Here is a 13,610-nt window from a genome sequence, read left to right as displayed (position 1 = left end):
GCAGGAAGTGGATGAAAGGGGAATTCAAAATGGTAGCAACGGTAGTAAATGTACAGGTGAAAAATGAAGAGAAAGTTACACCAGCAACGAAGAAGGTTGTATTTGATACAAAAAATTTAAACTTATGGTATGGGGAAGATCATGCATTAAAAGATGTGAACTTAAGTATTCATGAGAATGAAGTAACGGCAATTATTGGACCAAGTGGTTGTGGGAAATCAACGTATTTAAAAACATTAAATCGTATGGTAGAGTTAGTGCCGATTGTTCGAACAACTGGAGTAATTGAGTATCGAGATCGAAATATTTTTGAAAAATCATATCCTGTTGAAGAACTACGTACGCATGTTGGAATGGTATTCCAAAAACCAAATCCATTTCCAAAATCCATCTATGAAAATGTTGCATATGGGCCAAAAATTCATGGTGTTCGTGATAAAAAAACACTTGATGAAATTGTTGAAAAAAGTTTACGTGGTGCGGCGATTTGGGATGAATTAAAAGATCGATTACATGATAATGCATATGGCTTGTCTGGTGGACAACAACAACGCTTATGTATTGCACGTTGTTTAGCGATTGAACCAGATGTAATTTTAATGGATGAACCGACATCAGCGTTAGATCCAATTTCTACATCAAAGGTTGAAGAATTGATCCAAGAGTTAAAGAAAGATTTTAGTATTGTAATTGTAACGCATAATATGCAACAAGCGGCACGTATTTCTGATAAAACAGCTTTCTTCTTAAGTGGTGAGGTTGTTGAATATACAGATACGAATAAATTATTTACAACTCCAACAGATAAACGAACAGAAGATTACATTACAGGACGATTCGGTTAATACGGTCCTTTCTATGATATGAGAGAAAATGCCCCTCTTATTATTAAGGGGCATTTATTACTTTTAACAGTTAAAGGGGGAAATAACGTGGTACGTGAACAATTTCATTACGACTTACAAACATTGCAACAAAAGGTTATTGAACTTGGTGAATTAGCAAGAGAAGCACTTTCTATTGCGATGGAAGGACTTCGTACAAGAGATGTAGAAAAAGCACTTGAAGTAATTGATGGTGACTATCGTATGGATAATTTGGAAGAGGAGATTAATGATCTTGCACTTATGTTAATTACAAAGCAGCAACCTGTTGCAAGTGATTTACGAAGAATTTTTATTTCGATTAAAACAGCAACGGATATAGAGCGAATTGCAGATCATGCGGTAAATATTGCAAAATCAACCATTCGACTTGGAGAAAAAGATGTATCTGTGAGCCTGCATAGTATAGAAGAGATGTATACGATTGCAACGGATATGTTAGATTTGGCATTGAAAGCGTATCAAGAAGAGAATTTAACATACGCTAAAAAAATTGCGGAAATGGATGATTTCGTTGATGAAATATACGGGAAAGCGATTCGTGAATTTATATCTTCCATTCCGCAGCATCCTGAAGCGATTACACAAATTACACAGCTATCTTTTATTGCGCGTTACATGGAACGAGTAGCAGATCATACTACAAATATTGCTGAAAATGTTTTCTATTTGGTGAAAGGGAAACATTATCTGTTAAATGAATAATAGGAGGTTTCTAGCGGGTGATGCTCTATCACCTGCTTTTTTTAGTCAAAACATGACAAAAAAAGCTCGTTGTCTCCTGCTATCTATGATGATAAGATGTATGATAATGTGTGATATAGCAAGGTGATTGTTAGCTTAAGGAATCGGATTTTTATGAGTACAGCAACTAAATATATGTTATTTATCCCGTATTAACGTGCAGTAATATCCCCACCTCAAAGTTCTGCAAGAAGCAAAGAAGCTAGGTGGGGAATAAACTGCTCGTAAAAGCCCGATTGGTGAGGGCTAATGATCAGTGGGGATGAAGAAAATCCCCACTTGATCAAAGTTTCACTTTGTAAGAGGAAGATGAAGAAAAAAGAAAGCGTTTACTTTTTTTTAAGGATGCAACAGAATAAAACGAAAGAGTTAATTTCTTCATAAGTGACATACATATGTTATACAAAGTCGTTCAACATTATAAAAGTGGAGGATGAATGTATATGAAGGGGGTTATTTTAGCAGGAGGAAAAGGAAGGCGCCTAAGACCATTAACATGTAATCTTCCAAAGCCAATGTTACCGTTAATCGAAAAGCCGGTAATGGAATATAGCATTGAATTATTAAAATGTCATGGTATTACAGAAATCGCGATTACTGTTCAGTATATGAGTACCGCTATTCAACATTATTTTGGTGATGGTAGTAAATGGGGAGTAAAGTTACATTACTTTGAAGATTCTCCACCGCTTGGTACGGCAGGAAGTATCAAACAAGCTGAGGAGTTTTTAGATGAACCTTTTGTTATCATTAGCGGAGATGCATTAACTGATTTTGATTTATTAGAAGGAATTGAATTTCATCAATCTAGTAATCGAATGGTTACAATGTTTGTCAAGGAAGTACCAAATCCACTTTCATTTGGTTTAGTTGTTATGAACGAGCAACATGAAATTGTACGATACATTGAAAAGCCAAGTTGGAACGAAGTGATTTCAAATGTTGTAAATACTGGAATTTATATTATGAACCCCGAAATTTTTTCTTACATTCCACCGGACCAATTTTTTGATTTTAGTCATCATGTATTTCCTTTATTAGAAAATAAAAAAGCGATGTTTGGATATGTAGCACAAGGATATTGGTTAGACATCGGTACGTTTGATCAATATCGACAAGCACAATTTGATTTACTTACGAAGAAAGTACAAGTGCCGATTTCTTATACCGAAGTGCTACCAATGGTGTGGATGGGCGAAGAGGTAACGATTGAAAAGGGAACGAAAATTCACGGACCTGCTTTTATTGGAGAAAGAGCAACGATTGGAACGGGTGTTATTATTGAACCTTATTCTATCATTGGTAAGCAAAGTATTATAGCAGATTACACGCACCTTAAAAAAAGTATTGTACTTTCGCATACGTATGTAGGAAAACGCTGTGAGTTGTTGGAAACGACTGTTGGAGAAAGTGCAGTTATTGAAGAAGACGTTACTTTATTTGAAAAAAGTGTTGTAGCGGATCGTTGCCGGATTGGAAAAAATACAGTGATAAAACAAAATGGAAAGGTATGGCCCTATAAAGTCATTGATAGTCATTCTATTATTGCTTCATCTGGGATTACTGAACGTGAGAATACATCGGGTTGGTTACAAAAAAGTCGTGTAGTAGGCAGGAGTAATATAGAGATTACACCTCAAGTCGTTGTGAAAGTAGCAATGGCATATGGTTCTCTTTTTTCAAAAGGTGAACGTATACTGGTTGGGAGTCAAACGGATGTAGCAACAGATGCTTATAAAAAATTATTTTTACATGCGATTCATAGTGTCGGCGTGTATACGATGGAGTGTCAAGAAATGAACGACTCGGCCTTTCGATATACGATTAGCGAATTGGGATGTTCAGGAGGAGTTTTTGTTCGTCAAGAGCAAGAGGAAGGAATTGTGATAGAGTTGTATGGGAAGCAAGGGACGAGGTTATCGCATAAACAGCAAAAAGAAATCGAGCACTTGTATATGTCAGAGTCATTTCATTACGTATACAATAAAGAAATGGGACGAAATGAAGTGGTGCATGTCTGTTTAGAAAAGTATGTTGAAAAAGTAGCTTCTTATTTAAATATTGCTAGCATACAAAAGCAACAGTTTCACTTACTCGTTAATAAACGGGATGAAATGTTTCAACCGTTACTGTTATCTTTCTTGCAGAAACTTGGTTGCACGATAACGTGGATTTATGCGGATGGACAAAAAGACCACATTAAATTACTAATGAAGTCTAGCAGAGCTCATATGGCCCTTATGGTTTACGAACAAGGAAGCACGTTTGAATTATATGATAATCAAGGTAAAATTTACCGGAATACAAATTGTGAAGAAATAGATGTACCGGATTTATTACTTGAGACAGCCGAATGTGTATATCCATTATCACTAAAACTAGAAGAGTGTTATCTTCTTTTTTATATGCATAATGAGAAAAATGAGTCTCAGATGAGGTGGCAGCAAGATATTTTATATCGCATCGGAAAATTATTTGAATTGATTGCAAGGCAAGGGAAAACTGTATCCGTTATGTTAGAGCAATCTTCGCCACTATATTTATTATGTGATGAAGTTGTGTGTACGTGGAAAGAAAAAGGGAAAGTAATGGGAATGTTGTTACAAGATACGGAAAAAAAAGAGGTGGAAATATTAGAAGGAATACAGTTCAAATATACAGAAAAAGAGTGGTCGTATATAGTTTCTGATACAAAACAACCTAAATTTCTTGTATATTCTCATGCGAGAAACCCAGTAATAGCAAAGGAAAATATGAAAACTCTTATAGAAAAAATTAGACAATATCAAAAGGTGTAGAAATTTTATTTTAAAAGTGGTATTATGGTATAGTCTGATTTAAGTTATTAGTGACTGGAGGGAAATAAGAATGCGTGTAAATATTACTCTAGCATGTACAGAATGCGGAGATCGTAACTATATCTCAAAGAAAAATAAACGTAACAACACTGAGCGTCTTGAGCTTAAAAAGTATTGCAAGCGTGACAAGAAGTCTACGTTACACCGTGAAACAAAGTAAGCAGTAGGAATATTTTCCTACTGTTTCTTTTTTATCTTGCACTAACGGGCAGTAATTCCCTACCTAAAATTGATGAGAAACCAAAAAAATTAGGTGGGGGATAAACTGTCTATAAGAGCCTGATTGGTGAGGGCTAATTCTCAGTGAGGAATGAAGAAAACCTTCACTGATAAAAGTTTCACTTTATAGGGGGAGGATCGTGTGAAAGAGGAGAAAATACGATTACGTAAACAAATATTAAAACAAATGAATTCTTTACCGAAAGAACAGTACAAAACTTTATCAGAACAAATTGTGGCTTCTTTATATGAACAAAAAGAATGGATGGAAGCAAAAACAATTGGGATTACTCTTTCAATGGAACACGAAGTGAATACATACGAAATGATTGAAAAGGCATGGCGAGAAGGGAAAAAGGTTGTTGTCCCAAAGTGCAATCGAAAGACAAGAACGATGACCTTTCATCAGATTACAGACTTTGAACAGTTAGAAACAGTATATATGAATTTACGCGAACCGATACCTTCTATAACAAAAGAAGTGGAAGCGCAAGAGATCGATCTTCTTTTTGTGCCTGGGGTTGCTTATACAAGACGAGGAGATCGTATTGGATACGGTGGAGGCTATTATGATCGTTACCTTGTAAACTATAAAGGGAAAACGTTATCATTGGCTTTCGAATTTCAAATTGTCGAAAATATTCCAATGGAACCATTTGATCAAGTTGTACAAAAAATTATTACAGAAAAAGAAACAATTGTTCAATTTTGACTTGTGTAGACAAATAAAAATTGACGAGGCTTTTTCTTGTTGATTATAATAAAATATGTGAACGTTTTCTTATTATATTTCTATAATAAGTGGATATAGAGGGTGATGACATGATATCTATTTATGATATTCAGCAATTACTAAAAAAATTTGGGACGATCATTTATACAGGGGATCGAATTGCAGATTTACAATTGATGCAAGATGAACTTCGTGAATTAAATCAATCACAGCTGATCGAGCCAAAAGACTATCAAACAGCCTTATTTTTATTGAAGCAAGAGATTCAAAAAGAGACGAACAAGAAATAGATAAAGGTAGGTTAACGAAATGGAAGAGAAATGGTTAGTTGGTGTTGATCTCGGTGGGACAACGATTAAATTAGCATTTATTAATGTATACGGTGAAATTTTACATAAGTGGGAAATTCCAACAAATACAAGTGAGCAAGGGAAACATATTACATTAGATGTGGCGAAGGCAATTGATAAAAAGTTAGAAGAACTAAGAGAATTAAAAAGCAAGCTAATTGGTATTGGTATGGGTGCTCCTGGTCCTGTGCATGTAGCTTCTGGAACAATTTATGAAGCGGTTAACTTAGGGTGGAAAAACTATCCGTTAAAAGACTTATTAGAAGTAGAAACAGGTTTACCTGTTGTTGTTGATAATGATGCAAACCTTGCAGCGCTTGGTGAAATGTGGAAAGGTGCTGGCGAAGGAGCGAAAGACCTTGTTTGTATGACACTTGGAACAGGTGTTGGCGGCGGTGTAATTGCAAATGGTGAAATTGTACACGGCATAAGCGGTGCTGCTGGTGAAATCGGGCATATTACAGTGGTGACAGAAAATGCATTTCCTTGTAACTGCGGCAAATCTGGATGCTTAGAAACGGTATCTTCCGCAACAGGTATCGTACGGGTTGCCATGCAAAAATTAAAGGAGACAGAAGAAGAAAGTGTACTTCGCTCTATGCTAGAAGAAGAGGGACGTATCACATCTAAAGATGTTTTTGAAGCGCTTGGACAAGGTGATGCATTAGCAACTCAAGTTGTTGAAAAAGTAGCTTCTTATTTAGGACTAGCAGTAGCTAACCTTTCTAGTACGTTAAACCCAGAAAAGATTGTAATTGGTGGTGGCGTATCGAAAGCAGGCGATGCATTACTACAACCAATTCAACGTTATTTTGAGCAATATGCATTCTCACGTGCTGTTAAGAGCACGAAGTTAGCAATTGCAACACTTGGTAACGATGCAGGTGTGATCGGTGGAGCTTGGCTTGTAAAGAAACATATGTATGAAGCAAAATAAAGTGAAATTTTACTCAGTAGGGGGCTTTATCCCCTACCTAACTTCTTTGCTGTCTGCTGAACTTTAAGGTGGGGGTATTACTGCTCGCGAATAGCGGGATAATGAGAAAAGGAAGGGAGAACCCTTCCTTTTTTTATGCGAAAAATCATGATGGATAGTAGAACTGTAAGTGAATTAATGAGTTGGTGGGTAGCCATTACCGAGGACAGTCATGATTGTAAACCACCCGAAAACAAGTACGGTTGCGACAGAAAAGCCACCTGCCAGCATATTTTTTTCACGTAACGTTCTAAGAGTAGCGAAGACAGCTAACAGAGTGACTAACGCAAAAATGATAACTAGACCCATACATATCCCCCTCTGCTCTCTCATTCTTTCGTTTGAGTTTTTGTAATATTTCTTCATTTTAATTGTACATGTTTTACAAATGATTGTCGAGGTAACATCGTTTCTTTTCCTAAGAGAAAGAAATGTTGTATCATAAAAGTAAGTTTAATAACTGGAGGAGATTTAAAAATGAAGTGGATACAAATGCCATTAGGCCCATTACAAACAAATGCATATATTTTAAGCAATGAAAAAAAAGAATGTATTATTTTCGACCCAGGTAGTGAAGGTGAGAAACTTGTAACGTATTTGAAAGAAGAACAATTAAAGCCGCTAGCTGTGTTGTTAACACATGCTCATTTTGATCATATTGGTGCGGTCGATGCAGTGCGAGATGCCTTTCAAATTCCGGTATATGTGCACAAAGTAGAAGCGGATTGGTTAGGAGATGGTGCTGTAAATGGTTCACAAATCTTTATGATGAATCGTAGTATTACAGCAAAGCCAGCTGACCATATGATTGATGAAGAAGGAACGTTAACCATTGGATCTTTTACATTTGAAATGTTTGAGACACCAGGGCATTCTCCAGGAAGTATCTCATATTATTGTAAAGAGGCAAATGCCGTATTTTCAGGAGATGTATTATTCCAAATGAGCATTGGTCGTACAGATTTACCGGGTGGTAGTTTTGCCGAATTAATTGGAAGTATTGAAGAAAAATTATTTGTATTACCTGATGATACCGCAGTATTATGTGGACATGGTCCAGAAACAAATATTGGTTTTGAAAAAGAAAATAATCCATTTTTACAATAAGGAGCACAGGGGGATGGAGCACGTTCTAAGAGGAGCGATGAAGAGAGAGATAGATTACTCAATTTCATATTGTACATATATGAGCCTTGCATTATATGATGCTGAGCACGGGTATTATATGAAAGAACGTGAGAAGATCGGGAGAGAAGGGGATTTTTTTACAAGTAGTAATGTCTCTTCTGTATTTGCGAAGACGTTCGCTCGTTTTTTTATTCGGCTTGTAGAAAACGGGGAAGTTCCTCCTCACTTTTGTGAAATTGGCGGAGGAACAGGGAAATTTGCCTATGATGTTTTACAGGAATGGCAAGCACTATCCCTGGACACGTTTGCGAACTTACGTTATTCCATTATTGAAGTGAGTCCCTTTCATAGAAAGCTACAAAAACGTCAACTTTCCTCATTTCAACATGTTTCACAATATACATCCTATGAGGAATTAGGGGATTCTTTTGCGGGTATTGTTTTTTCAAATGAATTGTTTGATGCGTTTCCTGTTGAAGTTATTGAGAAGCGAGAGAGCAACTTGTATGAAGTGCGCGTTACTTATAATGATGAAGGCGAGCTTACGGAAGTGCTACGACCGCTTAAAGATGAAGCAATACGGTGTTATTTACAAAGGCATCATATAGAACTCTATGAAGGGCAGCGCTTTGAAGTGCCAGTTGCTATGGGATTTTATATACAAGGGATTACAAAATGGCTCGCAGAAGGACTTTTCATAACGGTTGATTATGGGTATACAAATGCAGAATGGATGCATCCTGCGCGCCGACAGGGGAGCTTACGTGGATATTATAAGCACAGGCTTGTTCATAATCCACTTCGATATCCAGGAGAGATAGATGTAACAACACATATTCACTGGGATGAATTGAAAGAAATTGGAGAAGAGCGAGGCCTTCATACAGTATGGCATACAAAGCAAAGAGAATTTTTACTAGCAGCGGGTATATTTGAACAGCTAGTGGATCATCAAGACCTTGATCCTTTTTCTGAGAAACAAAAACAAAATCGAGCGATTCGTTCCATGATTTTGCAAGGTGGGATGAGTGACGCCTTTGATGTTGTTGTGCAGAAAAAAGGTATGCCACATTTAAATTTGAATCGTTATTTGTATGTATAGTAAAAAAACAAGACACAGAAACTTGCTGTGTCTTGTTTTTTTGATACGACTTTAGGATATACAGTATTGTATATTTTCTCTCATGATATATATTTATATTAAAGATATGAGATAGAAAATATAGAATACGCCCCTTTTTTGTTTGGTTACCCCTAACCTAGTAATACACGAACAAGTTGAATAATTGTTTCATTTTCTACTTTGTAGTAAATTTCCAATCCTTTTCTTTCACTTGAAACAATTTTAGCACTTTTTAATTTTGCTAAATGTTGTGAAATTGTGGATTGTGGCATGTTTAAGCCAGTGTACATTGTAGAAACGTTGCTTGGACCACGTTCAATTAATCCTTTTACAATACATAAGCGAACAGGGTGAGCAAGAACTTTCAATAGTTCTGCATTGCTTTCATATACTTCTAATTCCTTTTGAAAGGTTTCTAACATGTTCTTTTCCACCTCCATGTGGCTGTTATACCATACTATACATACCAAAAATCTAAAGAAAAGAAAATAGTTGTTGCAGAAAAAATGCTCTAAAGTAAAGAAACTGTAAGAAAAGAGAACATGATGTAAATAAATTAGATAAATTTGTAGGTTTTGTAACAAGCTGTTTTTTTCAATAAAAGGAAAAATATGTTTTGAAAGTGAGACGATATAGCTACACTTATATCACGATTTTATCATGATTTTTTCGTTCTTTCAAATTAATATACAAAATTTTTTAAATAATAAGAAAAAGGGATTTGTTATTATTTTATAGAATATAAATCTGGATAGAAAGAAGGGATAGCATGAAAATTGAGTTTTTAGGAACAGGCGGAGCAATACCGATACCAAGACCAGGTAGCTATAGTAAAGTAAGTAAGGAAGCGCGGGAAAAAGGTGTTCCTTATAGCCGGATGGGCCCTAGTGTATTTGTTCATGATCTCCGTCTATTAATTGATACACCAGAAGAGATACGCCTGCAATTAGAGCGTTCACATATTGAAAAAGTAGAAGCAGGTATTTATTCGCATTGGCATCCTGATCATACGATGGGAAGAAGAATTTGGGAAACAATGGCGTTTGAAATAAATAGAACATGGGGAACAACGGTTTATATACCAGAGCAAGTAGCGGTAGATATGAAACAATTTTTAGGATCATGGGATCATTTACAGTTTATGCAACAACAGGGATGGATTGATCTGAACGTACTACAAGATGGACAATCTTTCGTAAAGAATAAGATAAAAGTAACACCATTTCGTCTATATGAAGAATATGTGTATGCATTTTTATTAGAAGAAGATGATAAAAAGGTGTTGATAGCACCTGATGAATTATATAGATGGGAGCCCCCAACACATTTGATTGGAAATTTAGATTTGGCAGTGTTGCCAATGGGAATGGTCGAATTTAATTGGAAAACGAAAGAACGCCTGCAAGATCGTGCTTTTATTGAAAGTATACGTGAGGCGACTTTTGAAGATACATTAGCGGTTGCAAAACAGTTACAAGCAAAACAAACGATTATTACACATATTGAGGAAGTTGATAATCTTGGCCATGATGAGTTACAAGAGATAGCGGAGGATCTTCAAAAAGAAGGCCTCAATATTGTTTTTGCATATGATACGATGCAGATTGAAATCTAAAAAGAACCTGGAAAACTCAGGTTCTTTTTACCGTTTTATCCTTATGTTCAAATGAATTTAATTAGAATGGCTTTATGCTTTTACAGGCTCTTCTATATAAGAAAGGGCATGTTCAAAATCGGCAATTAAGTCATTTACATTTTCGAGACCGACTGATAAGCGAAGCAATGAATTAGAAATGCCTCGTTCATCACGGGCTTCTTGTGATAGTGCTGCATGTGACATTTTTGCAGGATAGGAGAGGATGGATTCAACGGCTCCTAAACTAACAGCAAATACAGGAAGCTTAATTTGGGATAAAAGTTGTCGCAAGGCATCTTCAGACTGCAGCGTAAAGGATAGAACAGCACCGGCAGATGTTGCTTGGGTTTGCTGTGTTTCGTATCCTGGATGAGATGCTAAACCAGGATAATATACAGTTTGTATTTTCGGATGCTGTTGTAAATAATGTGCGATTTTGCTGGCATTTTCTGCAGAGTGTTCAAGCCGAACATGCAATGTTTTGAGACCGCGAAGTACAAGAGAACAATCTTGTGGGCCTAATATAGCGCCAAATGCATTTTGTAAAAAACCAAGTTTTTTTGCAAGCTCTTCATCTTTTACAACGGCCAATCCGGCTGTAACATCACTATGACCAGCAATGAATTTTGTTGCACTATGGAGTACAACATCTGCTCCGAGTTCAAGCGGTCTTTGGAATAGTGGCGTTAAAAATGTATTGTCAACGAAGGTAAGTGCCCCAGCGGATTTTGCTAGCTCACAAATAGCGCGAACATCAGTCACCTTTAATAATGGATTTGATGGTGTTTCAACATAAAGTACTTTTGTATTTGGTTGAATTTTGCGTTCCACTTCTTCTATATTTGTCATGTCAACGAATGTATGCGAAACACCATAGCGAGAGAGCACCTCAGTTACAATGCGATAAGTTCCTCCGTATACATCTTCTGAAATAAGAACATGATCTCCTTGTGATAGAAGTAGAAAGGCCGTAGAAATCGCTGCGATTCCAGATGAAAAGGCAAATCCTTTTGATCCACCTTCTAATAAAGCAATGATGTCTTCAAGCGCATCACGTGTTGGATTACCAGATCGACTATAATCGTATTTTCCAAACGTATCTGCATCAAATTGATGAAATGTCGATGTATTATAGATGGGAACGTTAACAGCACCTGTTTGTGAATCATGTTTATATTGGTTATGAAGTAAGAGTGTATCTAGTGAATAACTCATATTCTCACACCTTCTTTTACATGTTTAATTGCTTGTTGTAAGTCTCGAATTAAATCATCGCCATTTTCAATGCCGACGGAAAAACGAAGGAGGCGATTACACACGCCACGTGCTGTTCGTACTTCTTCTGGTATATCAGCATGCGTTTGCGTCGCGGGATATGTCATTAAGCTCTCGACTCCGCCAAGACTTTCTGCAAATGTAATAAGGGATAAAGATTGTAAGAATGGATCAATCCACTTTTCATCGCGAAGGCGAAATGAAATCATACCTCCTCTTCCTGGATAAAAAACATCGGTTACACCGTCTTCACTATTTAAATAAGAAACGAGTTTTTTCGCATTTTCCTCGTGTTGTTTCATGCGAAGTGCCAATGTTTTCATGCCACGAATGAGTAGCCAAGAATCAAATGGACTGAGAACAGCACCGGAAGCATTATGATAGTGAGCAAGTTCTTCACATAAAGATTCGCCTTTCGCAATTACGAGTCCGCTTAAAACATCATTGTGACCACCTAAATATTTCGTTGCACTGTGCAATACAATATCAGCACCTTCTGTTAGTGGCTGTTGTATATATGGCGTATAAAACGTATTATCCACGATTAGAAGTAAACCGTGTCGCTTTGCGACAGCTGCAACAGCAGCAATGTCTGTTACTTGCATCAACGGATTCGTTGGTGTTTCTATAAAAATAGCTTTTGTTTGAGAAGAGATTGCTCGTTCTATCTGCTCGATAGATTGTGTATCTACGTATCTACATCGAATATTCCACTTGTCTTCATGTTCAGAAAAGAGACGATAGGTGCCTCCATATAAGTCTTCTGATACGATAAGCTCATCACCAGAACGGAACAGTGAAAGAACGAGAAGAACAGCTGCCATTCCAGAACTACAGGCATATCCCTGCTTACCTTGTTCTAAATCAGTGATGGCATGCTCTAATAGAAGACGTGTTGGATTTCCTGTTCTTGAATAGTCAAAGCCAGTGGATTTTCCAATTCCTTCATGCCGATATGCGGTTGAAAAGTAAACAGGTGGATTAACTGTTCCAGTTGTTTTTTCACTCCGGTTTCCAATTTGGGCAAGTTTTGTTTCGATTGTTGACATGTATAATTCCTCCTTATATAAAGTTAGACTTTCATCAGTGGGGCTGTATTCCTCATGGATGATTAGCCCTCATCAATCGGGCTTTAACGAGCAGTTTATCCGCCACCTAACTGCTTTGATTTAGGTGGGATATTACTGCCCGTTAGTGGGGAAAAAATAAAAAAAGCCTTCTAAGAAGAAGGCTTTTATGCGAATATAGTCTTCTTCTTATCTGTCAAATCTTTTCACAATTTGCTGGAATTAGCACCTTATTAACGGTCACGTTAATGGTTGCTGAGGTGTCAACGGGCCAGTCCCTCTACCTCTCTAGATAAGAATATTTTGTATGAAATTTTATTATGTTTTTAACTTTACAATAAAAGTTATGAGAATTGCAACTTTATTTTAAATAATTTTTATTTTCTCTCTATAATTATTGACTTTTATTTTCTCTCATGCTAAATTTATGAGAAAATTAACAAAGATTGTTAAAAGGTACACGTATTTCCTTTTAGTTACATAATTAAATAATAAAGACGAACTCTTATTGAGAGCGGTGGAGGGAAAAGGCCCTGTGAAACCCGGCAACCTTCAAACAGAATGTTTGAAACGGTGCTAATACCTGCAAAACAACTTGTTTTGCATGATAAGAGGAG

14 protein-coding genes and 2 riboswitches are annotated in these 13,610 nt (G+C 36.6%); of the genes, 10 read left to right on the top strand and 4 right to left on the bottom strand.

Annotated features, from left to right (window positions below):
* Nucleotides 1-29: 29 nt before the first annotated feature.
* From pstB to glcK, 7 genes are all read left to right on the top strand, one after another.
* Nucleotides 30-845 (top strand): phosphate ABC transporter ATP-binding protein, encoded by an 816-nt coding sequence (pstB, locus tag QRE67_RS19960; RefSeq protein WP_286121949.1) that lies wholly within the window; start codon nt 30-32, stop codon nt 843-845.
* An 87-nt stretch (nt 846-932) separates the two neighbouring features.
* On the top strand, nt 933-1,589 hold the full coding sequence (gene phoU / locus QRE67_RS19955) for a phosphate signaling complex protein PhoU (protein WP_286121948.1): 657 nt from the start codon (nt 933-935) through the stop codon (nt 1,587-1,589).
* Nucleotides 1,590-2,071: 482 nt separating this feature from the next.
* Nucleotides 2,072-4,426 (top strand): sugar phosphate nucleotidyltransferase, encoded by a 2,355-nt coding sequence (locus QRE67_RS19950; RefSeq protein WP_286121947.1) that lies wholly within the window; start codon nt 2,072-2,074, stop codon nt 4,424-4,426.
* Nucleotides 4,427-4,496: 70 nt separating this feature from the next.
* Nucleotides 4,497-4,646, top strand: a complete 150-nt coding sequence (gene rpmG, locus QRE67_RS19945) for a 50S ribosomal protein L33 (protein ID WP_001265618.1) — start codon at nt 4,497-4,499, stop codon at nt 4,644-4,646.
* 201 nt (nt 4,647-4,847) lie between these two features.
* Entirely contained in the window at nt 4,848-5,417 is a 570-nt protein-coding gene (locus tag QRE67_RS19940; RefSeq protein WP_286121946.1) for a 5-formyltetrahydrofolate cyclo-ligase, read from the top strand.
* Nucleotides 5,418-5,527: 110 nt separating this feature from the next.
* Complete coding sequence (locus tag QRE67_RS19935; RefSeq protein ID WP_286121945.1) at nt 5,528-5,728, top strand: YqgQ family protein; 201 nt, start codon at nt 5,528-5,530, stop codon at nt 5,726-5,728.
* 19 nt (nt 5,729-5,747) lie between these two features.
* Nucleotides 5,748-6,725 carry a glucokinase gene (gene glcK, locus QRE67_RS19930; RefSeq protein WP_286121944.1) on the top strand — a complete coding sequence of 326 codons (978 nt, stop codon included), beginning with the start codon at nt 5,748-5,750 and terminating at the stop codon, nt 6,723-6,725.
* A gap of 174 nt (nt 6,726-6,899) precedes the next feature.
* Here the strand turns inward: glcK and QRE67_RS19925 are convergent, their stop codons facing one another.
* Nucleotides 6,900-7,073, bottom strand: a complete 174-nt coding sequence (locus QRE67_RS19925; protein WP_286121943.1) for a DUF2759 domain-containing protein — start codon at nt 7,071-7,073, stop codon at nt 6,900-6,902.
* A gap of 168 nt (nt 7,074-7,241) precedes the next feature.
* On the opposite strand from QRE67_RS19925, the gene QRE67_RS19920 reads away from it, so the two are divergent.
* Both QRE67_RS19920 and QRE67_RS19915 read left to right on the top strand, forming a co-directional pair.
* Nucleotides 7,242-7,871 carry an MBL fold metallo-hydrolase gene (locus tag QRE67_RS19920; protein WP_286121942.1) on the top strand — a complete coding sequence of 210 codons (630 nt, stop codon included), beginning with the start codon at nt 7,242-7,244 and terminating at the stop codon, nt 7,869-7,871.
* Nucleotides 7,872-7,884: 13 nt separating this feature from the next.
* Entirely contained in the window at nt 7,885-8,994 is a 1,110-nt protein-coding gene (locus tag QRE67_RS19915) for a class I SAM-dependent methyltransferase (protein WP_286121941.1), read from the top strand.
* A 152-nt stretch (nt 8,995-9,146) separates the two neighbouring features.
* Here the strand turns inward: QRE67_RS19915 and QRE67_RS19910 are convergent, their stop codons facing one another.
* Nucleotides 9,147-9,437 (bottom strand): ArsR/SmtB family transcription factor, encoded by a 291-nt coding sequence (locus QRE67_RS19910; RefSeq protein WP_286121940.1) that lies wholly within the window; start codon nt 9,435-9,437, stop codon nt 9,147-9,149.
* 347 nt (nt 9,438-9,784) lie between these two features.
* Here QRE67_RS19910 and QRE67_RS19905 point away from each other — a divergent pair, with 347 nt between their 5' ends.
* Entirely contained in the window at nt 9,785-10,630 is an 846-nt protein-coding gene (locus tag QRE67_RS19905; RefSeq protein ID WP_286121939.1) for an MBL fold metallo-hydrolase, read from the top strand.
* 72 nt (nt 10,631-10,702) lie between these two features.
* On the opposite strand, the gene metC is transcribed toward QRE67_RS19905, so the two are convergent.
* Together metC and QRE67_RS19895 are read right to left on the bottom strand one after the other, a co-directional pair.
* A complete protein-coding gene (gene metC, locus QRE67_RS19900; RefSeq protein ID WP_286121938.1) occupies nt 10,703-11,866 on the bottom strand; it encodes a cystathionine beta-lyase in 1,164 nt (387 codons plus the stop codon).
* Entirely contained in the window at nt 11,863-12,975 is a 1,113-nt protein-coding gene (locus QRE67_RS19895; RefSeq protein ID WP_286121937.1) for a methionine biosynthesis PLP-dependent protein, read from the bottom strand. Before QRE67_RS19895 ends, metC begins: the two co-directional genes overlap by 4 nt.
* A gap of 204 nt (nt 12,976-13,179) precedes the next feature.
* A riboswitch (SAM riboswitch) is annotated at nt 13,180-13,292 on the bottom strand.
* Between the two features lie 203 nt (nt 13,293-13,495).
* A riboswitch (SAM riboswitch) is annotated at nt 13,496-13,607 on the top strand.
* Nucleotides 13,608-13,610: the final 3 nt, after the last annotated feature.

Source organism: Bacillus sp. DX3.1 (assembly GCF_030292155.1).
Classification (GTDB): domain Bacteria; phylum Bacillota; class Bacilli; order Bacillales; family Bacillaceae_G; genus Bacillus_A.
Note: the sequence above shows the minus strand (reverse complement) of the source record. Positions and strands in the feature narration are given on the sequence as shown.

What these genes read in the sequence shown, in the direction of transcription:
- pstB (WP_286121949.1), top strand. Translation starts at nt 30, where the DNA reads ATGGTAGCAACGGTAGTAAATGTACAGGTGAAAAATGAAGAGAAAGTT.
- QRE67_RS19950 (WP_286121947.1), top strand. Translation starts at nt 2,072, where the DNA reads ATGAAGGGGGTTATTTTAGCAGGAGGAAAAGGAAGGCGCCTAAGACCA.
- rpmG (WP_001265618.1), top strand. Translation starts at nt 4,497, where the DNA reads ATGCGTGTAAATATTACTCTAGCATGTACAGAATGCGGAGATCGTAAC.
- QRE67_RS19935 (WP_286121945.1), top strand. Translation starts at nt 5,528, where the DNA reads ATGATATCTATTTATGATATTCAGCAATTACTAAAAAAATTTGGGACG.
- glcK (WP_286121944.1), top strand. Translation starts at nt 5,748, where the DNA reads ATGGAAGAGAAATGGTTAGTTGGTGTTGATCTCGGTGGGACAACGATT.
- QRE67_RS19925 (WP_286121943.1), bottom strand. Translation starts at nt 7,073, where the DNA reads ATGGGTCTAGTTATCATTTTTGCGTTAGTCACTCTGTTAGCTGTCTTC.
- QRE67_RS19920 (WP_286121942.1), top strand. Translation starts at nt 7,242, where the DNA reads ATGAAGTGGATACAAATGCCATTAGGCCCATTACAAACAAATGCATAT.
- QRE67_RS19915 (WP_286121941.1), top strand. Translation starts at nt 7,885, where the DNA reads ATGGAGCACGTTCTAAGAGGAGCGATGAAGAGAGAGATAGATTACTCA.
- QRE67_RS19910 (WP_286121940.1), bottom strand. Translation starts at nt 9,437, where the DNA reads ATGTTAGAAACCTTTCAAAAGGAATTAGAAGTATATGAAAGCAATGCA.
- QRE67_RS19905 (WP_286121939.1), top strand. Translation starts at nt 9,785, where the DNA reads ATGAAAATTGAGTTTTTAGGAACAGGCGGAGCAATACCGATACCAAGA.
- metC (WP_286121938.1), bottom strand. Translation starts at nt 11,866, where the DNA reads ATGAGTTATTCACTAGATACACTCTTACTTCATAACCAATATAAACAT.
- QRE67_RS19895 (WP_286121937.1), bottom strand. Translation starts at nt 12,975, where the DNA reads ATGTCAACAATCGAAACAAAACTTGCCCAAATTGGAAACCGGAGTGAA.